Annotated in this window: 16 protein-coding genes, 1 pseudogene and 2 riboswitches; of the genes and pseudogenes, 9 read left to right on the plus strand and 8 right to left on the minus strand. The window is 67.0% G+C overall.

Annotated features, from left to right (window positions below; all coding sequences use genetic code 11):
- Positions 1 to 17: 17 nt before the first annotated feature.
- The 3 genes from F6X40_RS22285 to F6X40_RS22295 form a co-directional block, all read right to left on the minus strand.
- Complete coding sequence (locus F6X40_RS22285) at positions 18 to 869, minus strand: anti-sigma factor family protein (protein ID WP_187629244.1); 852 nt, start codon at positions 867 to 869, stop codon at positions 18 to 20.
- The gene (locus F6X40_RS22290) at positions 866 to 1,384 is read right to left on the minus strand and encodes a sigma-70 family RNA polymerase sigma factor (RefSeq protein ID WP_018421072.1); all 519 of its coding nucleotides are present in this window, start codon (positions 1,382 to 1,384) and stop codon (positions 866 to 868) included. The genes F6X40_RS22285 and F6X40_RS22290 overlap by 4 nt, the downstream gene beginning before the upstream one ends.
- A gap of 158 nt (positions 1,385 to 1,542) precedes the next feature.
- Positions 1,543 to 2,268, minus strand: a complete 726-nt coding sequence (locus tag F6X40_RS22295) for an anti-sigma factor family protein (RefSeq protein WP_187629245.1) — start codon at positions 2,266 to 2,268, stop codon at positions 1,543 to 1,545.
- Positions 2,269 to 2,434: 166 nt separating this feature from the next.
- On the opposite strand from F6X40_RS22295, the gene F6X40_RS22300 reads away from it, so the two are divergent.
- The 8 genes from F6X40_RS22300 to F6X40_RS22335 all read left to right on the plus strand — a co-directional run bounded on the left by F6X40_RS22300 (position 2,435) and on the right by F6X40_RS22335 (position 14,599).
- Positions 2,435 to 2,707, plus strand: a complete 273-nt coding sequence (locus F6X40_RS22300; RefSeq protein ID WP_184069395.1) for a DUF4148 domain-containing protein — start codon at positions 2,435 to 2,437, stop codon at positions 2,705 to 2,707.
- Between the two features lie 152 nt (positions 2,708 to 2,859).
- A complete protein-coding gene (locus F6X40_RS22305) occupies positions 2,860 to 3,969 on the plus strand; it encodes a catalase family peroxidase (protein ID WP_316251829.1) in 1,110 nt (369 codons plus the stop codon).
- The gene (locus F6X40_RS22310; protein WP_184069397.1) at positions 3,966 to 4,505 is read left to right on the plus strand and encodes a cytochrome b; all 540 of its coding nucleotides are present in this window, start codon (positions 3,966 to 3,968) and stop codon (positions 4,503 to 4,505) included. Before F6X40_RS22305 ends, F6X40_RS22310 begins: the two co-directional genes overlap by 4 nt.
- Before the next feature lie 197 nt (positions 4,506 to 4,702).
- Positions 4,703 to 8,209 carry a DEAD/DEAH box helicase gene (locus F6X40_RS22315; RefSeq protein ID WP_187629246.1) on the plus strand — a complete coding sequence of 1,169 codons (3,507 nt, stop codon included), beginning with the start codon at positions 4,703 to 4,705 and terminating at the stop codon, positions 8,207 to 8,209.
- Positions 8,210 to 9,200: 991 nt separating this feature from the next.
- Complete coding sequence (locus tag F6X40_RS22320; protein WP_187629247.1) at positions 9,201 to 9,941, plus strand: response regulator transcription factor; 741 nt, start codon at positions 9,201 to 9,203, stop codon at positions 9,939 to 9,941.
- A complete protein-coding gene (locus F6X40_RS22325) occupies positions 9,938 to 11,389 on the plus strand; it encodes a FecR domain-containing protein (protein ID WP_187629248.1) in 1,452 nt (483 codons plus the stop codon). The genes F6X40_RS22320 and F6X40_RS22325 overlap by 4 nt, the downstream gene beginning before the upstream one ends.
- A gap of 66 nt (positions 11,390 to 11,455) precedes the next feature.
- Positions 11,456 to 13,942 carry a CHASE2 domain-containing protein gene (locus tag F6X40_RS22330; RefSeq protein WP_187629249.1) on the plus strand — a complete coding sequence of 829 codons (2,487 nt, stop codon included), beginning with the start codon at positions 11,456 to 11,458 and terminating at the stop codon, positions 13,940 to 13,942.
- 42 nt (positions 13,943 to 13,984) lie between these two features.
- On the plus strand, positions 13,985 to 14,599 hold the full coding sequence (locus F6X40_RS22335; protein WP_187629250.1) for a DUF4136 domain-containing protein: 615 nt from the start codon (positions 13,985 to 13,987) through the stop codon (positions 14,597 to 14,599).
- Positions 14,600 to 14,635: 36 nt separating this feature from the next.
- Here the strand turns inward: F6X40_RS22335 and bluB are convergent, their stop codons facing one another.
- From bluB to cobA, 5 genes and pseudogenes are all read right to left on the minus strand, one after another.
- Positions 14,636 to 15,295 carry a 5,6-dimethylbenzimidazole synthase gene (gene bluB / locus F6X40_RS22340; RefSeq protein ID WP_184069408.1) on the minus strand — a complete coding sequence of 220 codons (660 nt, stop codon included), beginning with the start codon at positions 15,293 to 15,295 and terminating at the stop codon, positions 14,636 to 14,638.
- Complete coding sequence (locus F6X40_RS22345; protein WP_262421506.1) at positions 15,279 to 16,658, minus strand: cobyrinate a,c-diamide synthase; 1,380 nt, start codon at positions 16,656 to 16,658, stop codon at positions 15,279 to 15,281. The genes bluB and F6X40_RS22345 overlap by 17 nt, the downstream gene beginning before the upstream one ends.
- Positions 16,659 to 16,661: 3 nt before the next feature.
- Complete coding sequence (cobO, locus tag F6X40_RS22350) at positions 16,662 to 17,264, minus strand: cob(I)yrinic acid a,c-diamide adenosyltransferase (protein ID WP_018421084.1); 603 nt, start codon at positions 17,262 to 17,264, stop codon at positions 16,662 to 16,664.
- On the minus strand, positions 17,261 to 17,800 hold the full coding sequence (locus F6X40_RS43265; RefSeq protein ID WP_316251830.1) for a cobalamin biosynthesis protein: 540 nt from the start codon (positions 17,798 to 17,800) through the stop codon (positions 17,261 to 17,263). Before F6X40_RS43265 ends, cobO begins: the two co-directional genes overlap by 4 nt.
- Positions 17,783 to 18,508: pseudogene (cobA, locus tag F6X40_RS43270) on the minus strand (uroporphyrinogen-III C-methyltransferase); the annotation flags it as partial. The gene F6X40_RS43265 and the pseudogene cobA, both read right to left, overlap by 18 nt.
- 194 nt (positions 18,509 to 18,702) lie before the next feature.
- Positions 18,703 to 18,963, minus strand: a riboswitch (cobalamin riboswitch).
- Between the two features lie 80 nt (positions 18,964 to 19,043).
- A riboswitch (cobalamin riboswitch) is annotated at positions 19,044 to 19,322 on the plus strand.
- 201 nt (positions 19,323 to 19,523) lie between these two features.
- On the opposite strand from cobA, the gene cobW reads away from it, so the two are divergent.
- The gene (gene cobW, locus F6X40_RS22360) at positions 19,524 to 20,615 is read left to right on the plus strand and encodes a cobalamin biosynthesis protein CobW (RefSeq protein ID WP_311540083.1); all 1,092 of its coding nucleotides are present in this window, start codon (positions 19,524 to 19,526) and stop codon (positions 20,613 to 20,615) included.
- The last annotated feature ends 11 nt before the right edge of the window (positions 20,616 to 20,626 follow it).

Genomic DNA, 20,626 nt, shown 5'->3' on the forward strand with positions numbered 1-20,626 from the left:
CGCGGAACCCATCCGCTTCAACCGGGCGCGGCCCCCGTCAACTGCGCATAGACATCATGCGCGAGCTGCAGCAGCTCCTTGCGATCGATCCCACCCGACACCGCATAGCCAAAATCGCCGTCGACCCAATAGAACACGTTGACGGGCCCCGCCTGATACAGCTTGAACGCGGTCGTATTCGCGTTCTCGCGACGATGCGCGATGCACAGCGTGACGCGCTCGCCGTTCGGTCCGCGATACATGAACTGCGCGGTCGGACCGTCGTCGCCGGGCAGCAGGCGGCCGCCTGACAGCATGAATCCGCTCTTCGACAGCATCGGCGGATGGACCTCGGTGCCGAGCCGGTTCGCGAGCCATTGCACGAAGTCCTGCTCGCGATCGGCGCTCATGTCGCCCGGCCGGTCGATCGCCGGCATGTAGACGACGTGCGCGAGCGCCGCCTGGCGCGCGAAGCCCTCGGCGCTGTCCGCGCTGACCGGACGATTTCCGGCTTGCGTTTCGGCCGCTGGGTCGGTTCGATCGATCGCAACCGGTGGAATCAGATCGTTCCTGTGCATGCCGATGCCCACGCCGAGCACGAGCGCCGCGGCCATGCCCGCGAACTGCGCGGCAAAACGCGGCCAGTTCGCGGCCGCTCGCGCGCGGCGCGGCACACCGGTCTGCAGACGCTTCGGCACGGGCTCGCTGAGCACGCGGTCGTAGCGCTCGTGAAGCAGACCATTGAGCGAAAAGTAATCGCTGACGCGCGCGGCCAGCTCCGGATTCTGTTCGAGCGCGCGCTCCACCTCGTCGCGCCGCTCGCCGGACAGCGTGCCGTCCACGTACGCGTGCAAGTCTTCTTCGCCGATCGGCATTTGCGGCTCGCTCATCGCACCACCTGTAATTTCGCACCGGGCTGGGCGCCCGCCATCAAAGCCCGCAGCCGTTCGCGTCCGCGCGAGAGCCGCGACATCACCGTGCCGATCGGAACGTTCAGCGCGAGCGCGACATCGGCATAGCTCATCTCCTCGAGACCGACCAGCAGCACCACCTCGCGCTGTTCGACCGGCAGCCGCTGCAACGCGTAGTCGAGGTCGCGCATTTCGAGCGAACGCGTCTGGCCCGACGGCACCGCGAGCTCGCTTTCGGCGATGCTGTCGTCGTCGACCGCGACGTGGACCGCGCGTGCCGACGCCTTGCGCGCCTGATTCGCGAAGACGTTGTGCATGATCGTGAACAGCCACGCGCGCAGATCGGTGCCCGGCTGGAACAGACGGGTGCGGCCGAGCGCGCGCTCGAGCGTGTCCTGCACGAGGTCGTCGGCGAGCTCTCGATTGTTGATCAGCGCCCGCGCATAGCGCCGCAGACGCGGCACGTGCTCGATCAGCTCGTCACGGACATCCATGGTTGATCCCGGTCAAGGGGCGTGGGGGTGGCATCGGCTTCACTCGCGTCGGTATCGATACGCGCCGGGCCGGTCGCGGAGGCTTCCGTCGCACGATGCGTTCGAACTGCAAACACCTGTCAGCGCATTTTATTCCGCGAGGGTCGCGCGCACCGGCGTCAGCGCGCGCTCATCACGTCGGCGGCGCGCATCAGGCCGTGGGTGCGCGCATTGCCCGCGACGACGAAACGCTGCCGCTGCGCGGTCCACGTCAACAGCCGCAGCTCGCCGATGCGGCGCGCGGCCCACTGCGGCTCTTCCCGCGCAAACGGCGCCGCGGCCGACAGCACGACCACCGGTTGCTGATCGCCGTTCAGATAGACGAGTTCGTCCGCGCGCTGCAATGGCCCGAGCCGCAGCACGCGTTGCTCGACGAGGCGCAGGCCGATCGCGCCGAGATCCGGCGCGGCTGGATCGACGCGCGTCGGCGATGCCGAGGAAAAGGGCCGTGCGGTGGCTTCGGCGAGCGCCATCACGGCGGCATTATCGAGCGCTCGTGCCGACACCTGAGTCGCCAGGAGCCAACCGCTGATGGCGCTCAGCATCAGCGCGAGCGCGACGAGCGCGACGAGCGTTCGGCGTGCGCGACCACCCGGTTGCGGGCGCATGCGCAGCGGGCGCGATTCGCCGAGGCGCCCGGGCGCGGGCTCCTCTACGGTCTGAAACGTGGCCTGGATCTGTGCGTTCAAGCGGTCGTAAAAGGCGACACGCCGTGCTTCCGCCGGATGCTTGCCGAGGTAGTCGCGCAGCGACGCGGCGCGCTCGGGCGTCAGCGTGCCGTCCGCATAGGCCTGAATGTCGTCTTCGGAGAGCGGAGCGCCGGAGGGGCGGTAAGTCGAGGTCATGATGATGCGCGGTCTTGATTGCTGCTATCGGACGGCAAACACAGCGGCGGGGACATTTATTCCCCGCGCCGGCGATGTTTTTTTCACGCCGCGAATACAGGAATAAACGCTGCCCACCCGTGGTTCTCCCTGGTGCGAACCCGCACAACTCTCCAAGGAGTCGATCATGAAAAAGTTTTCGTTCGTTGCTTTGTCGTTCGTCGTTCTCGCCGCTTCGTCGAGCGCGTTTGCGCAGGGCAAGACACGCGCTCAGGTGTACCAGGAACTGATCGAGGCGCAGCAGAACGGTCTCGACTACATCACCGACGCGTCGTATCCCGATGTCAGTCCCGTGTTCGCACGTCAGGTCGAGCAGCGCAAGCAGGCGCTCGCCGCGCAAGCGGCGCTCGCCGCGAGCCACGTCGCGAACTCGGGAGCGCCGGCCGTTGGCACCCATTGAAGCAGCATCGGCCACTGGCGCGCGAATGGGTTTGAATGTGCGCGCCAGGGCCGGATGGAATAGACCGTAGCGAGGCGTGTTCGCCCGTACGTTGGTCGATGGGTCGATCGACCCATCGATCGAATCATCGATCCATCCGGCAAGGAGTTTCCGTGACACCACCCTTCGCACCCAAACCCAACCCCGCCGGCTCCGACCCGCGGCCGATCTGCGTGCCATGCCGGCTCGCCGCGATCGGCGCGGTCGCGCTCGCGCTCGCGGTCGGCTTCGCCTACACCGCGGGGTGGCTGACGCCCGCGCGTCTGACCGCCCCGCGCATCATCGATACGTTCGAGGCGGTCGCGGGCCCGCATCCCGGCTATCGACGCAATCACGCCAAGGGCCTGTGCGTCGACGGCTATTTCGACAGCAACGGCAATGGCGCGGCGCTGTCGCACGCGGCAGTGTTCGCGCCGGGCCGCACGCCGGTGTCGGGTCGCTTCGCGGTGCCCGGCGGCAATCCGTCCGCGCCCGATACGAGCTCGCCGGTGCGCAGTCTCGCGCTGCAGTTCCGGCTTCGCGATGGCGAACAGTGGCGTACCGGCATGAACTCGACGCCGGTGTTCGCGGTGCATACGCCAGCGCAGTTCTATCAGCAATTGCTGGCCACGAAGCCCGACCCTGCGACCGGCAAACCGGACCCCGCGAAGCTGAAGGCGTTCTACGCGGCCAATCCCGAGACGCAGCCGTTCCAGCGCTGGGTCAAGTCGCACGCGCCGTCGTCGAGCCTCGCGAACGCCGCATACTACGGCATCGACGCGTTTCTGTTTACCGATGCCCACGGCACGACGCGCGCCGTGCGCTGGGCCGTCGTGCCCGACACGCCTTACGCGCCGATCACCGCGGCGCAGCAGGCCGAAAAGAACTTCCTCGCCGCCGAGCTCGACGAGCGTCTGCAACACGGACCGTTGCGCTGGCATCTGCTGTTGACCGTCGCGCAACCGGGCGACCCGACCAGCGACGCGACGCTGCAGTGGCCCGACGACCGCCAGCGCGTCGACGCGGGGACGCTCGTGATCGAACGCACCACGTCGCAGGAAGACGGCGCCTGCCGCGACATCAACTTCGATCCGACGATCGTGCCCGCCGGCATCGCGCCATCGGACGATCCGCTGCTCGCCGCGCGCTCTGCGGCCTACGCACAGTCGTTCCAACGCCGCACGCGCGAGGAGGCGCTGCATCCCGCGATCCATCGAACCCAGCCAAACGGAGAGCCTTCATGACGCGCACCCGCACTCACTTCAGTCCGCTCGCGCGGCTGCTGCACTGGACGATGGCGCCGCTGATCGTCGCGATGCTGTTTATCGGCGTGGGCATGGTGGCGACGGTATCGCGTGCCCATGATGCGTTGGTCGCGCTGCATCGGCCGCTCGGCATCGCGTTGCTGCTGCTCGTGCTGGTGCGGCTCGCGGTGCGCGTGATGCGCGGCAGTCCGCCATTGCCCGCGCGCATGTCAAAGCCGCAACGAATCGCGGCGCATGCGTCGCACCTCGTGCTGTACGGGCTGATGCTCGCGATGCCGCTGATCGGCTGGGCGATGCTATCGGCGGCCGGCTATCCGATCACGCTGTTCGGTCCGCTGCATCTGCCGCCGATCGCACCGCACGACGTCGCGCTGTTCGCGCTGCTGCGCGCGCTACATACGTGGCTCGCGTTCGCGTTGTTCGCGACGGTGCTGCTGCATCTGGCGGCGGCGTTGTTGCATGGGCTGATCCTGCGCGACGGAGTATGGGGCAGCATGGCCCGCGGCGAACGCTAATATGGGTCGAACCGCGGCTTGACCGGGTTGCTCCCGAACTGTCCAGATCGCCCGCCCTGGCGATTTTCGTCCAACGCGTAAAATGGCCGGTTATCACTGGCAAATCGCAACTGGACAGAATCGGCCGGGCGTCGCGCGGCGCCCCGTCATGGTCCACGCGCGCTTGCCTTCGCCGGTTTGAACAGGAATGCACGCGGATGTCATCAGTTTTCTTCGATCGGGAAAGGATTGCGGAATGGCTCGGCGAGCGCACCGTCGCCAAGGCGCGCTCGGTGGGCGCGGTCAGCAACGTCAAATGGCAGGGAGACACGCTGTCGGGCGACGTGCAGGGCTCGCAGCCGCGGCCGTACCTGACACGGGTTCGCTTTCGTACCGATGGCGGGTCGCCGTCGGCCGAAGGCAAATGCACGTGCCCGGTCGGCCGCAACTGCAAGCACGTCGCGGCGCTGCTGCTCGCGGAACTCGACTACCACGACGAGATGGATCACATCACGCAGGTCGAGGACGACAGTGACCCGGCGACCTCGGAGGTGTTCATCGCGCGACGGATTACGGTGCCGGGCGCGCCGCCGGCGCCATCACCGTCTCCCTCTTCATCTCAAGGTGTGCGACCCGAACTGGTCAGCTGGCTCGAGCGTTTTCGCGCGCGCGCCCGCGCGGCCGACGCCGCCGAAAAAGACGCCGCCCGGAAGGTCGTCGCCACGCGCAAGGAAACGCTCGCCTATCGGCTCAACTGGTCGCGTTTTCATATGCGCCACGAAGTCGTGCTGCATCGCGCGCGTTGCGACGCGGACGGCGTGATCGTCGAAGTCGGCGACAGCTGGGGCGACGTCGAAGGCGCGCTGCTCAGGCAGCCGCGCTTCGTGTCCGACGAAGACCTGTCGATCCTCCGCGGCCTATGGCTCGGTCGCTCGCGCGAGGACCTGGGCCAGTTCGTGCTGCGAGGCACGAGTGGCGCGGAAACGCTGCAGAAGCTGATCGCGACCGGGCGCCTGTTCTTCGACTTCGGGATCGCGCCGGGCCAGGCCGGACCGACGCCGCTCGCGCGCGCCGCCGACCGCCTCGGGCGCATCGAATGGGAGCCGCTCGCCGACGAGCGCCTGCGTCCGGTACTGCGCACCGAACCGCGCGCGAGCATGGTGCTGCCGACCGAGCCGGTCTGGTACGTGGACGGTGTCGCCAACGAGGCGGGCGTCGTGCCACTGTCGCTGCCGTTCCAGCAACTGCCCGACTACCTCGCGATGCCGCCGATCTCGCTCGCCGAGGCGCCGCTCGTCGCGTCGGTGCTGCGCGAGATCGCGCCCGAGTTGCCGCTGCCGCCGACCCACGACGCGCCCGCGATTCGGGTGATCGACGTCGAACCGGTGCCGGTGCTGACGCTGAACAGCCATGCGCTGCCCGGCGCGGGGAAGGGCATCAAAACGGCGAAAACCGCGAAGGCCGCGAAGGCCGCGGAGCGCAAGTCCGCCGCGGTAGAACTGGCGGCCGCGAGCTTCGACTACGACGGTGTCAGCATCAACGCCGACAGCAGCGTGACGCTGGTGCCGCTGCCGGGCGGCGACGTGATTCACATCCGCCGGCGCTACGACGCCGAGAAAAAGCGTCTGCTGGAATTGCGCAAGACCGGTCTGCAAAAGGTGCCGACGCGCAACCTGCATGCGTCGCGTCTGTTGCCCGACACGATGCTCGGTCTGCCCGACACCGATGCGTGGTCCGGGTTCGTCAACGACGCGGTGCCGGATCTGGTCGCGAAGGGCTGGCGCGTGACGATGGCGCCCGAGTTCCGCTACAACGTGATCGAGATCGACGCGATCGACGGCACCGCGCAGCAGGCCGGCGACGGCTGGTTCGATCTGGAGATGGGCATCCGCGTCGGCGAGCGCAACGTGCGGCTCGAACCGCTGCTGGCCGATCTGTTCCGGCGCGACCGGCGCTGGCTCTCTGGCGCGCTGGAGCGTATTCGAGACGACGAGCCGATCGAGCTGAAGACCGAGGAGAACAAGCGCCTGCGGTTGCGCGCCGATCGTCTGAAGCCGGTGGTGCGCGTGCTGGTCGATCTGTTCGATTCGCTCGGCGGCGCGCTTGCCGAAGGCGCGCCTCTGCGCGTGCCCGCGGTCGATGCGGGTCGCCTCGATGCGCTGCACGACACCGGCCGCTGGCAGTTCAGCGGCGACGATTCGATCCGCGAGCTCGCACGCCGTCTGCAAGCCGGTCCGGGCCTGCGCGAAGTGCCGGTGCCGCGCGGGCTGAAGGCCGAGCTGCGCGGGTACCAGCACCAGGGCCTGAACTGGATGCAGTTCCTGCGCGAACAGGATCTGGCCGGCGTGCTCGCCGACGACATGGGCCTCGGCAAAACCGTGCAGACGCTCGCGCACGTTCTCGCCGAGAAGGAAGCGGGGCGGCTGACGCATCCCGCGCTGATCGTCGTGCCGACCACGCTCGTGCACAACTGGCGCGAGGAAGCGCGCCGCTTTGCGCCGGAGCTGAAAGTGCTGGTGCTGAACGGGCCGCAGAGAAAGGAACGTTTCCAGCAGATCGGCGAAGCCGAGCTGATCCTGACCACTTATGCGCTGTTGTGGCGCGATCAGAAGGTGCTCGCCGAGCACGACTATCATCTGCTGATTCTCGATGAGGCGCAGTACGTGAAGAACGCGACCACCAAAGCCGCCCAGGCGATTCGCGGCTTGCGGGCGCGGCATCGGCTGGGCCTGACGGGCACGCCGCTCGAGAATCATCTCGGCGAGCTGTGGTCGCAATTCGATTTTCTGCTGCCGGGCTTTCTCGGCAGCCAGAAGGACTTCACGCGACGCTGGCGCAATCCGATCGAAAAGAACGGCGACGACGTGCGCCGCGCGTTGCTCGCGCGCCGCATCCGGCCGTTCATGCTGCGCCGTCGCAAGGACGAGGTCGCGAAGGAGCTGCCGCCGAAGACGACGATCGTGTGTCCGGTCGATCTCGAAGGCGCGCAGCGCGACCTGTACGAAACCGTGCGCACCGCGATGCAGCAGAAGGTGCGCGCGGCGGTCAGCGCGCAGGGGCTCGCGCGCAGCCACATCATCGTGCTCGATGCGTTGCTGAAGCTGCGCCAGGTGTGCTGCGATCCACGGCTCGTGCGCACCGCCAGCGGTATCGCGGACGGCGCTGCCACGGGCGGCGGCGAGCGCGCGATGCGCTCGGCCAAGCTCGATCTGCTGCTGTCGATGCTGCCGGAGCTGATCGAGGAGGGACGCCGCGTGCTGCTGTTCTCGCAGTTCACCGGCATGCTCGCGTTGATCGCCGAGGCGCTCGACGAAGCCGCGATCCCGTACGTCATGCTGACGGGCGACACGGCCGATCGCGTGAGCCCGGTCGAGCGGTTCCAGCAGGGCGAGGTGCCGCTGTTCCTGATCAGCCTGAAGGCCGGCGGCGTGGGGCTGAACCTGACCGCCGCCGACACGGTGATCCACTACGACCCGTGGTGGAACCCGGCCGCCGAGAACCAGGCGACCGACCGCGCGCATCGGCTGGGACAGGACAAGCCGGTATTCGTGTACAAGTTGATCGCGGCCGGCAGCATCGAGGAAAAGATCGTCGCGTTGCAGGAGCACAAGGCCGGGCTCGCCGACAGCATTCTCGCGGAAGATGCGGCCGGCGCCGCAAAGTTCTCGGACGACGATCTCGACGCGCTGTTCGCGCCGATGCCGGACATCGAAGGCGCGCGTTGAACGCGCGGGCAAGCGACCGAACGAGGCAACGCAGACGGGCCACGCAGACACGCAAGGGGGAAATCTGACGCGCCGCAGCAACGCCAACGGGGGCCGCACTGTAACAAAGCGTCTGTGTATGTAAATTACCGTCGACGGAGCCTTCAACTCATACCAATTTCGAAGTCGCGCTGTGTAGGACTTGCGCGTCGCGCGCGCTGGTGCGGCGCGTAATAACTACTTCGCCAACGGTTACAAAGGAAGTTCTTTCATCTTGAGCACGGCTTTTCCGCGGGCTAACGTGACGTTACTCGTGCGGTTAGACCCCGGCGAGCGTGTGTAGTGTTTATGGGCGGCGTTGCTTCGACAGGGGCAGCGCCGCATTTTTTTTGCCGGCGGCCCTAACGCTGCGCATCACCCGCTGACGGTCCGTCTCGCGGCGCGTCATCGCTCGGCCAACAATGTGAAGCAGTCAAGCCGACTGCCTCGAATGACAACTCGACCGGGACAAAATCTAACAATGTTTAAACGATTTCTTTTGAGATTATTCTTATACTGAACACGCAATTGTTAAATAAGAGTACCTGAAAGGAATCTTAAAACCGATAAGCGAGCGTGGTCAAAAAGCCGCTCCAGCAAGGATCTTCCGTCCGCAGTGTCACTTCCTTCCGGCGCCGGCTAGTGTTGGCAGACCAGAAAAACCTGAAAAGCGCGTCAGCCGTTTCTGATTAGGGTTTTTCGCGACGGATTGCCGGTACACGGCAAACGGGAAGAAAGAAGGTTTTCGATTATCATGATCTGCCCTGCATAATCGCTATGGAAATTACATTTATGCGCTGATTTCTGTTTCATGAAAGCAGCGTCATGGCGGGGTACGGCGAGGGACCATTAATCAGAAAGTAACAGCCGGAATTTTTTGGGAAGCCGGATCGGCGGTGCTGCGCCGTCATCCCGGTCGTCAGCCGGTATATCGGCCGTCAGCCATGAAGGCGCTGTTGCGTTGTGGGGTGTTATGAGAATTGCAGTCCTCGATGATGATTCGGCTCAGGCCGACCTTGTATGTCAAACGCTGTCCGCCGCTGGACACGTCTGTCACGCGTATGGCGCAGGGCGCGAACTCGTGCGCCAGTTGCGTCGTCAGACGTTCGATCTGCTCGTGCTCGACTGGAACGTTCCCGACATGTCCGGCGAAGAAGTGCTTCGCTGGGTGCGCGAAAGCCTGTCCGAGCGCCTGCCGGTGCTGTTCATGACGAGCCGCGGCCGCGAAACCGACATCACTTCGATTCTGAATACCGGTGCCGACGACTATCTCGTCAAGCCCGTGTCGGGCGCCGTGCTGCTCGCGCGGGTTGGTTCGCTGCTGCGGCGCGCGTATTACCTGAAGCCGCCGGCAACGAGGGAAGTATTCGGCGACTTCGAGTTCGACCTGAGCGTCAAGCACGTCGTGGTCCGCGGCACCCCGGTCTCCGTCACGCAGAAAGAGTTCGAACTCGCGCTGCTGCTGTTCCAGCATATGAGCCGGCCGTTGTCGCGCGCACACATTCTCGACGTGATCTGGAAGCAGGCCACGGACATCCCGTCGCGCACGATGGACACTCATGTGTCGATGTTGCGCAGCAAGCTCGGTCTGCGCCCCGAGCACGGTTATCGGCTCACGCCGATCTACGGCTATGGCTACCGCCTCGAGCGGATCGAAGCCGACACCCCACCGGCCGCCGACGACGAACCCACTGAAGACGCGGGGGAAGCGTGACGGTCTGCGTGGATGGGGCGGCATCGGGCAGCGCCGCCATGCCCGGCCGCCGCGCCGCCGCGTGGCTTGCCGCGGCCTGTCTGATTGCAACGGGCGCGACCGGCTGGAGCGCGCTCGCGCACGCGCAGCCCGCGCGCGGCAAGACCGGAGCGAAGGCGTCGCCGGTCTACGCTTCGTACACGACGCACGAGGGCGACACGCTGTATGACATCGCCGCCCGCTACATGGCCGATCCGACCGACTGGGCGCTGTTGAGCAGCCTCAATCACGTGCCCGCGCCGCGCCGCATGGCGGCCGGCATCGTGCTGCGTTTGCCGTCCCAAAGGCTGCGCCAGGATCGGGACACGGCTCGCGTGGTCGCGACCAGCGGTCCGGTCGAGCACGCGTTCGACTCGAGCCCCTATCTGCCGCTGAAAACCGGTGAAACGCTGGCCGAAGGCGATCGCTTGCGCACCGGCGCGAACGGGTTCGCGACGCTCGAACTGCCCGGCGGCTCATACGTGACGGTCGCGCAGAACGGCGAACTCAATATCGAGAGACTGCGGCACGTCACGCTGACCGGCGTCGCCGATCGCGTCTTTGAACTGCGCGCCGGCGAGGTCGAGAGCCAGGTCACGCATGCGAAGCGACGCGATGATCGCTTCCAGATCCGTTCGCCTTCGGTGGTCGCCGGGGTGCGCGGCACGCGTTTCCGCGTCGATTACGACGGCGACACGCAAACCACCGCGGTGGCGGTGCTCGACGGCGCGGTCGGCGTCGATCCGGCCACGCAGCATGGCCAGAGCACCGCGCCGGCGCCAGGCAGGCCGTTGCAGGCGTCCGAGCAGCTGGTCGAGGCAAGCTTCGGCAACGTCACGCACTCGGGCGGCGCGGTCGGCAGTCCGGTCCAGCTGTTGCCCGCACCCGCGCTCGCGCGGCCGGCGCGCGTGCAGGACGGCAAGAGCGTCGCGTTCGACGTCAACCCGGCCGAGCACGCGGTCGGCTATCGGCTGCAGATTTCGCACGACGCCGATCAACTGGACCTGGTGCGAGACCTGCGCGTGAGCGCGCCGCATGCCGACTTCGGCGATCTGCCCGACGGCACGTACTTCGTGCGCGTCGCGTCGACCGATAGCAACGGTCTCGACGGCCTGCCGAACGTGTACGCGTTCGAGCGCCGCCAGTTGGGGCTGGACGCTTCGGCCGCGCAGCGCGCGGGTAGCCGCGACTACGAGTTCCGCTGGTTCGTCAGCCGCAGCAACGTGCCGACCCGTTTCCGCTTCCTGCTCGCGAACACGGCCGAACTGAGCCATCCGGTAATCGATCGCCCCGATCTGCCGGGCGGCGAACTCGTGATCAGCGATCTGCCTCCGGGCGTCTACTACTGGACGATCGTCGCCGAGCAGTTCGACAACGGCCGCTTCTACGAAAAGAGCAGTCCGGTCCGCTCCTTTACGCTTGCGCGCTGACGCTGGTAGATTCTCGGGGCCGGCCTGCTGGCCGGTCCGTCCTCCCGTTTCCGACTACATCGTCCCGTGCCCGCCACTTCTACGCGAATGAGCCTCGATCCGCGCGCCCGTCTCGGACGGCGGGCGGGCCGGCGCTTTCTGATCGAGTGGGTCAGCGTTGGCTGTCTCGGTCTCGTGGTGATCCTGCTGACGTCGTTCGGGCGCGTCGGCGCCGGCATCGATCTGCTGGTGTACGACCAGTTTCTGAAGCTGCGCGAGCAGCCGCGGCTGTCCGACATCGTCGTCGTCGAGATCGACAACGCGAGCATCGACGCACTCGGCCGCTGGCCATGGCCGCGCAGCGTGCACGCGCGGCTGCTCGAGCAGATCGCCGCGGCCAGACCTGCCGCGGTGATCTACGACGTACTGTTCACCGAGCCCAATGTCGACGACGCCCAGCTCGCCCACGCAATCGCGCTGAGCCCGACCTATCTGCCCGTGCTGCTGACGCCGCCCGATGCGAGCGGCAAGCGCACCGTCGATGAACCCGTCGCGCCGCTCGCGCAGGCTGCTGCCGGGCTCGGTCACATCAATTTCGAAGTGGACAGCGACGGCATCGTGCGCAGCGTCGCGCGCTTCCAGGGCGACGAGCGCTCGCGCTGGCCGCAACTGACGGTGCTCGTCGCCGACGCGGTCGAACACGGCAAGCTGCATCTGCGCGGCGGCCTGCCGCCGCGCCCCTCGAACGAGCCCGCACGCGGCAGCGACGACGGCGGCGAAGAGCGCTTCCTGATTCCGTTCGGCCCGAACGCCGCGAACCACCCAAAGCTCAGTTTCGCCGACGTGCTCGCCGGCAAGGTGCCGGCCGATCAGTTGCGCGGGCGCATCGTCGTGATCGGCGTGACGGCGTCGGGTCTGTACGACCGCTTCGCGACACCGGTATCGGGCGAGCTCGGTCCGCTGCCCGGCGTCTACATCCACGCGAACGTGCTCGACACGCTGCTGAGCGGCCGCGAGATCCAGCCGGTCGCGCTGTGGGTCGTGTTCGCGGCGGCGCTCGGGCCGCTCGCCGCGCTGCTCGCCGGCTTCCTCGTGCTGTCGCCGCGCCGCTCGTTGTTGCTGACCGGCGCGCTGGTGCTGCTCGCCGCGACCGGCAGCGCGCTGCTGCTGTACGGCGGCAGGCTGTGGATCTCGCCGGTGCCGGCGATCCTCGGCGTCGTGATCGTCTATCCGATCTGGAACTGGCGACGCCTCGAAATGACGATGGCGTATCTGCGCGGCGAACTGCAACGTCTCGCCGACGAGCCGCATCTGCTGCCCGAGACGCCGAAGCGCCGCCGCGAATTCGGCGGCGACGTGCTCGCGCAGCACATGGCGCTGATGGCTCAGGCCGCGCAACGGGTGCAGGACATGAAGCGCTTCGTGTGGGACAGCCTCGATAGCGTGCCGGAGCCGATTCTCGTCAGCGACGTGGCCGGCGTCGTGCTGATCGCGAATCACGCGGCGAAAGCGCATTTCGCGCGGCTAGGCGCGCCGATGCCCGAAGGCCAGCCGATGCAGAGCGTGCTCGGCGGCCTCACGCTCGTGAAGACGATCGACACCGGCGCGGCCACCGACGACGAGCGCAATCTGTCCGCGCACGCGCATTGGCCGGCGCTCCTCGATCCGACGCGCGGCGAGTTCGCGGCGCTGATGGCGCAGGGCGTCGAGGTGCGCGACGCGAACGAGCGCGACCATCTGCTGCGTTATGCGACCTGCACCAACGCGCAGGGCGAGACGACCGGCTGGATCGCCGGTCTCGTCGACGTGTCGGCGCTCCATGCGGCCGAGCGTCAGCGCGAAGACGCGCTGCGGCTGCTGTCGCACGACATGCGCTCGCCGCAGGCGTCGATCATTGCGCTGGTCGAGATCGAGCGCGCGCGGACCGAGGCTGCGCTCGCGCGCAGCGTGCTGGAGCGCATCGAACGCTACGCGCAACGCGCGCTCACGCTTGCCGACGACTTCGTGCAACTGGCGCGGGCCGAATCGCAGGCCTATGTGCTCGAGCCGCTGAGTCTGACCGAACTCGTCATCGATGCGAGCGACGAGGTCTGGCCGCAGGCGCATGCGAAGCGCATCGCGCTGCATACGGAATCCGGCGACGACGCCGACGACGATCCCTGGATCTGTGCCGACCGCTCGCTGATGACACGCGCGCTGGTCAATATCCTGAACAACGCGGTCAAGTACAGTCCGCCCGACACGCGCATCGTGTGCAGCTTCACTGGCCAGCCGGCGGCAAAGCGCGCGGGCAGCGAGGCGCCGCGCGTGTCGTGCACGATCCGCGACCAGGGCTATGGCATTCCTGAGGAGCAGCAAGCGGGATTGTTCGAGCGCTTTCGCCGTTTTCACGAGGCGGAGCGGCCGGAAGTGGGTGGGGCGGGACTCGGCATGGCGTTTGTCAAAACCGTCGTCACGCGCCACGGTGGCAGCGTCGAAGTCGTCAGCGCGCCCGGCGAGGGGACGGCCTTCACGATCTGGCTGCCCGCGCTCGACGACGCGCCCCTCGACGAATCGATCGCACCGCGCGTCTGATGCGCCTTTGATGTATTCGATGTACCAGAGAGAAAACAAAAAATGGCAAAGATCGCTCACCTCTGTGCCGCGCTGGCCGCGGCGAGCCTCACCGCTTGCGCGGGCCTGAGCGCCGACGTGCACACCGTCTCCGCTAACGGCGCCGACCGCGCCGTTGCGCTGCAAGGCGAGCAGACCTATTCGCTCGCGCGCACGCAGCCGCAGGACGACAGCGCCGATCATCCGCAAGTCGAAAAGCTGTTGCGCGACGAGTTGGCGAAACACGGGTTCGTCGATACAGCGGGCAAGCCCGCGCATTATCTGCTGTCGATCGCGTATAGCACGCGGCCGGCGTCGATCGGCATCGGCGGTGAGGATTGCGCGCCCGCCGATTGCGGCGCGGGCAGCGACGGTCCAGGCGCGCTGCTGTTTGGGCGCAAGTATCAGCACGCGCTGACGCTGCGTTTTTTCGACTACGCGAGCGGCGCCGAGCGCTACAAGGTCGGCGCGGTGTTCATGGATCGCGATGCGGACCCGCTGCATGCACTGCCGTTGCTCGTGAAAACCGCGCTCGCGAAGCTGCCGTTCGATGCGCCGGCCGACTGGCGTGTGAAGCTCAGCATCGACAAGACGAGCGGTGTGCCGAACGTCGACTCGATGGAGCCGCTGCAGCGTTAAAACGCAGCCTCGGGTCGCCGGGGCCGCGAGTATCAGTTATTCCTGCGCCGGCTCGTCTTGCGGCCAGCGGTTTTCGAACACGCAATCGGCGAGCGGCAGACGGCTCGCCCAGCGCTCCGTTTCGAGCATCGGCTCGCTATAGAAGGCAGCGACGTGGCCCAGGCACAGAATCGCGACCGGCCGCGCGCCTTCCGGCATCGCCAGTAGCTGGTGCACCGCGTCGACATCGAATAGCGACACCCAACCAAGCCCGAGTCCTTCCGCGCGCGCGGCGAGCCACATGTTCTGGATCGCGCACGCGACCGACGCGAGATCCATCTCCGGCAGCGTGCGACGGCCGAAGACGTGGCGCTCGCGCCCGTCCATCAACGCGATCACCAGCAGCTCCGCGCATTCGCGCATGCCTTCCACCTTCAGCTTCATGAACTCGTCGCGGCGCTTGCCGAGCGCGTCGGCGGTGGCGAGCCGTTCGCGCTCGACGATGTCGCGCAAGCCCGTGCGCAGCGCCGCGTCGGTGATGCGCACGATCCGCCACGGCTGCATGTAGCCGACGCTCGGCGCGTGATGCGCCGCGTCGAGCAGACGCCGCAGCACCGCCGGATCGACCGGATCGGGCACGAAGTGGCGCATGTCGCGGCGTTCGTAAATCGCGCGATAGACCGCATCGCGCTCGGAGTCGTCAAAAGGTTTCGCCATGAAAGAGGGCGGCCGTGAAAGCCGGGTTGGAGGGCCAGTAAGCGTGCATATAGGTTGCCACAATCGGGCCCACGCGGAACACCGCTTCGCCGCGCGCGTCGCTGTGCGCGCGCGTGGCGAAGCGCTGCGGCGCTAGCGGCGTCGCGAGCTTCGAGTAGTGGAACGTGTGCCCGGTCAGCGTGCCGTGGACGCCATCGATCTGCTGCATGCCGAGCGACGTGAAGCGCGTTTGCATCGTCGCGTGACCGGGCAGCAGGCCCAGCATCGGCGTGCTAGTGCCTTGCGCGTCGGTCAGCGTGTCGAGCAGATAGAGCATGCCGCCGCATTCGGCGACCAGCGGTTTGTCCGCCTCGACGTGCGCTCGGATCGATGCGGCGCTGTTCACGTTGCCCGCGAGCGTCGCCATATGCAACTCGGGATAGCCGCCCGGCAGATAGAGCGCGTGCGTGCCGGCGGGCAACGCTTCGTCGGCGAGCGGCGAGAAATAGCTGAGCCGCGCGCCGAGCGCTTCGAGCAGCGCGACGTTGGCCGGATAGATGAACGAGAACGCGGCGTCGCGCGCGATCGCGATGTGCTTGCCTTCGAGCAGACGCGGCAGCACTTCGGGCGAGGGCACGCCGAAATCGACCGGGCGCGGCAGTTCGGCGAGCGCGGTCGACGCGAGCGTATCCGCCGCGCGTTCGAGGCGCGCTTCGAGATCGTCGATTTCATCGGCCTGGTGTAGGCCGAGGTGGCGGTCGGGCAGTGTGATCTCGTCGCTCGCGGCGAGGTGGCCGCACCAGCGCAACCCGGGCGGCAGTGCTTCCTGCAACATCTGCGCGTGCCGGGCGGAGCCGACGCGATTCGCGAGCACGCCGTGGAACGGCAGTTGCGGCCTGAAGCGCGCAAGGCCGAATGCGAGCGCGCCGAAGGTCTGCGCCATCGCCTGCGCGGAAATCACCGCGAGCACCGGCACACCGAACGTGGTCGCCAGATCGGCGCTGCTCGGCGTGCCGTCGAACAGGCCCATCACGCCTTCGATCAGGATCAGATCGGCTTCTTGCGCCGCCCGCGCGAGCAGGTTGCGGCATGCGCTTTCGCCGACCATCCACAGATCGAGCGACAGCACCGGCGCGCCGCTCGCGCGCGCGAGGATCATCGGATCGAGAAAATCCGGTCCGGTCTTGAACACGCGCACGCGACGTCCGAGCCGCCGGTGATAGCGCGCGAGACCGGCGGTGATCGTGGTTTTGCCTTGTCCCGACGCGGGCGCGCTGATGAACAGCGCGGGGCACGCCCCGAAGGAAGTCCCCTGGGGGGACGCCGCGGAGCAACTCCCCTTGGGGGGCGCCCCGGACCAAGCCCCGTTGGGGGACGCCGACATCGCTCAGAACTCCACGCCGCGCTGCGCCTTCACACCTTGCTCGCGATACGGATGCTTGATCGCGCGCATTTCGGTGACGAGGTCGGCGGCTTCGATCAGCGCGTCCGGCGCATGGCGTCCGGTCACGACGACGTGCAACATCGGCGCACGCGCGTTGATCACCGCGAGCACTTCGTCGAGCGGCAGGTATTCGTACTTCAGCACGGTGTTCAACTCGTCGAGGATCACCATCTGGTAGTCGCCGCTTTCGATCATCCGCCGCGCTTCGTTCCAGCCTTTGCGCGCGGTCGCCATGTCGGCCTCGCGGTTCTGCGTGTTCCACGTGTAGCCGTCGCCCATCGTGACGAAATCGCATTGCGCGATCGCGCCGAGGAAATCGCGCTCCGACGTATGCAGCGCGCCTTTGATGAACTGCACGACGCCGAGCCGCATGCCGTGGCCGAGCACCCGCACGGCCATGCCGAACGCGGCCGTGCTCTTGCCCTTGCCGGTGCCGGTGTTGACGATCAGCAGGCCTTTTTCGACGGTCGCGCTGGCCTGCTTCTTTTCGTGGCCTTCGCGGCGGCGTTCGGTCATGCGTTGATGTGATTCCGGATCGGTTTTCATCGGGGGTCCTGGTTTTGAGAGGCGGGATGGGATGGGGTCGCGTCGCTAAGGGCAGCGTTGTTCGCCGCTGCGATCGCCACCGTGATGCCGGCGTGCGCGGTCTTGCGTACGATCAGACGCGCGTTTTGCGCGGTTGTGGTGGAGTCCGGCGCCGTTGCCGCCAGCAGCGCGCACGGCTCGCACACACCATCGACGCCGAGATGCGCGTGTGCCGCCGCCGACGGCGACGCGACCGGTACCGCGGCGATCTGCTCGCGGCTGAACAGTTGCAGCGGCAGCTGATGACGCGAGCAGAATTCGAGCAGACCGGCTTCGTTGGCTTTGGTGTCGATCGTCGCGATCGCGCGGATCTGCTCGAAGGCATTCGATCCGAGCGCTGCGCGGACGGCGGCTTCGATATCAGCGGCTTCGCTGTGCAAGCGGCAACCGATGCCGACGCTCAGCGTTTTGATCGCGCGTCCGAGTCCGTGTCGTGTCGCGCTCGCTGCCAGTTCGTGAGCAACGCCGGCCTCGCGTTTGGCCGCATCACGCGCCAGTGCGAGCGACGCCACACCGCCGATCACGACGATCGCCGGCGAGCCGAGCCCCGCGCGCGCCACCGCCTCGGCGAACTCGCGAAGCGGCGCGAGCACATGACGCTGCTCAGGCCGCGTCGCCGACTCGATCGCCGCGCACGGCGTGTCGGCGGACATGCCGGCCGCGAGCAATGCGCGGGCGATCTCGCCGAGCCGGCGCATGCCCTTGTAGATCACCAGCGTCATGCGCGTCGCGGCGAGCGCGGCCCAGTCCGGTTCGCCACTGCCGGCGCCGTGGCCGGTGACGAACACGACGCCCTGCGCGTGATCACGATGCGTGACTGCGATACCGAGCGCCGCGGGCGCCGCGATGCCGGCCGTGATGCCGTTGATCACGTCGACTTCAATACCCGCGGCCTGTAGCGCCTGCAACTCTTCGCCGCCGCGGCCGAACACGAACGGATCGCCGCCCTTGAGCCGCGCGACGCTGCGCCCCGCGCGCAGATGCCCGAGCATTTGCGCGACGATGTCGGCTTGCGGCGTCGACGGATGGCCGCCGCGTTTGCCGACGTACACGACTTGCGCGTCGGTGCGCGCGAACTGCAGCACGTCGGGATTCACCAGATCGTCGACGAGCACGACATCGGCCTGCGCGAGCGCGCGGGTGGCCTTCAGCGTGATCAGTTCGACGTCGCCGGGACCGGCGCCGATCAGCCAGGCGCGCGTCATCGCGGCGTGCATGGCGCGCGCCATGCGGTGATGGAAGAAGAGAAGCGGCGTGCGACAGCGCGCGCGGCGGTGAATATAGAGGTCATGCGCAACTGCGAATCCGGGCACGCGCGATGCCGCGCTGCTACGCCTTCACATCCGTTCCCCGCGGATTCCGGCGGCCGGCGGCGCCACGTGATGCACGGATGCAATGCGGCACCGCCTCCGCGTCTGGCCGGTATCCGGGCTGGCGGCCTCATGCGCTTCGCCTTCCCGTCCCGGTTTGTGGATTCGCGGGACAGTGGCATCAAAAAACGCATGCGCGGCACGTCGGAATCGAAGGCGAATCGAATCGCGCGCCGCAGGTCGTTTACCGTTGCGGGGACAGCACAGGTTGAACGCGCGAGGCGCTGCCTGTTTCCCGTTTAACTGCACACGCGAGCGCATGTGCGGGCACCAAACGCGCGCATACGATAGCACATGGCGCCTTGCCGGATAAGCCTCGGCGGCGCTTTCCGGCTCGGTGCGTTGCTTGACTGCGCAAGTCCCCGGGCCTACACTCGCACGCACTTTGGGTGCTCGCGTGCGCGCTCGTGCGCATGCAGTTAAACGGGAAACAGGGAGCCACCTGCTCTGGAGCGGCTAACCTGTGCTGTCCCCGCAACGGTAAGCGAAAAGCGGTTCCGGCTTGATAGCCGGGCACCGCAGTGCCGGCTTCGATGTCCTCGCGCAAGGTCGCGTGGACATTTCACCACTGGACGAGAAACCACTCGGCCGGGAAGGGGAAGCGGCGCTTTCGCCAGCCCGGATACCGGCCCAAAGAAGCAGAACGACCGCCGCGGGGATGCGGCGGCGCGTTCATGACCTCAGTTCCGCTTTCTGTATTTCCGTTGTCGCGGCCATGCCGTCGTTCGTCCCCGTGTCCGGTGATCGCTGGTACTGCTGCGCGTGCTTCATTCGCTCCATTCGCCAGCCGACGCGGACCCGCGCGCGGACTTTCCGGCATACCGATCAACGCCAAGGGATGGACCTCACGATGCAAACTCAATTGCGCAAGATCCCCGTCACGATCATCACGGGCTTTCTCGGCAGCGGCAAAACCACGCTGCTGCGGCACATTCTTCAGCATGCGGGCGGCAAGCGCATCGCGGTGATCGTCAACGAGTTCGGCGAGCTCGGCATCGACGGCGAAATCCTCAAGGGCTGCGGCATCGGTTGCGATGAAAACGGCGTCGAGACCGAAGGGCAATTGTATGAACTCGCGAACGGTTGTTTGTGCTGCACCGTGCAGGAAGAATTTTTCCCGGTGATGGAAAAGCTCGCGGAGCGCCGCGACGAACTCGATCACGTGCTGATCGAAACGTCGGGGCTCGCGTTGCCGAAGCCGCTCGTGCAGGCGTTCAACTGGCCGCAGATCCGCAATGGCTTCACGGTCGACGCGGTGGTGACGGTGGTGGACGGGCCGGCCGCCGCAAGCGGCCAGTTCGCCGATAACCCGCTCGCCGTCGATGCACAGCGCAAGGCCGATCCGAATCTCGATCACGAGTCGCCGCTGCACGAGCTGTTCGAAGACCAGTTGTCGGCGGCCGATCTGGTGATTCTGAACAAGACCGATCTGATCGACGAGTCGCGGCAGCACGAGGTCGAAGCCGCGATCCGCGCGGAGATTCCGCCGCAGGTGAAGATCGTGCGTGCGCAGCAGGGGCGGCTCGACCTGCATACGCTGCTGGGCCTCGAAGCGGCGTCGGAAGAGACGATCCACCTGCGTCATGACCACCACGGTTCCGCCGACGACCCCGATCATCACCACGATGAATTCGATTCGGTCGTCGTGCAGGCATCGGTACCGTCGCGCGACGCGGCGCTCGCCGCCTTGCAGACGCTCGTCGAAACCCACACGATTTACCGTGTCAAAGGCTTCGCGGCACTGCAGGGCGCGGCGATGCGTCTCGTGATCCAGGGCGTGGGCCGGCGCTTCGACAGCTACTTCGACCGGCGCTGGCAAGCGGGTGAAAATGGCGACGGCGCGTTGAGCCGCTTCGTGCTGATCGGCGCAGACCTCGACCAACACGCGCTGCAACAGGCGTTCGACGCGGCGCTCGGCGCGACGTCGAACGCGACGGCATAAACGGGCGCACC

This window comes from Paraburkholderia sp. UCT31 (assembly GCF_014397655.1).
GTDB lineage: Bacteria > Pseudomonadota > Gammaproteobacteria > Burkholderiales > Burkholderiaceae > Paraburkholderia > Paraburkholderia tuberum.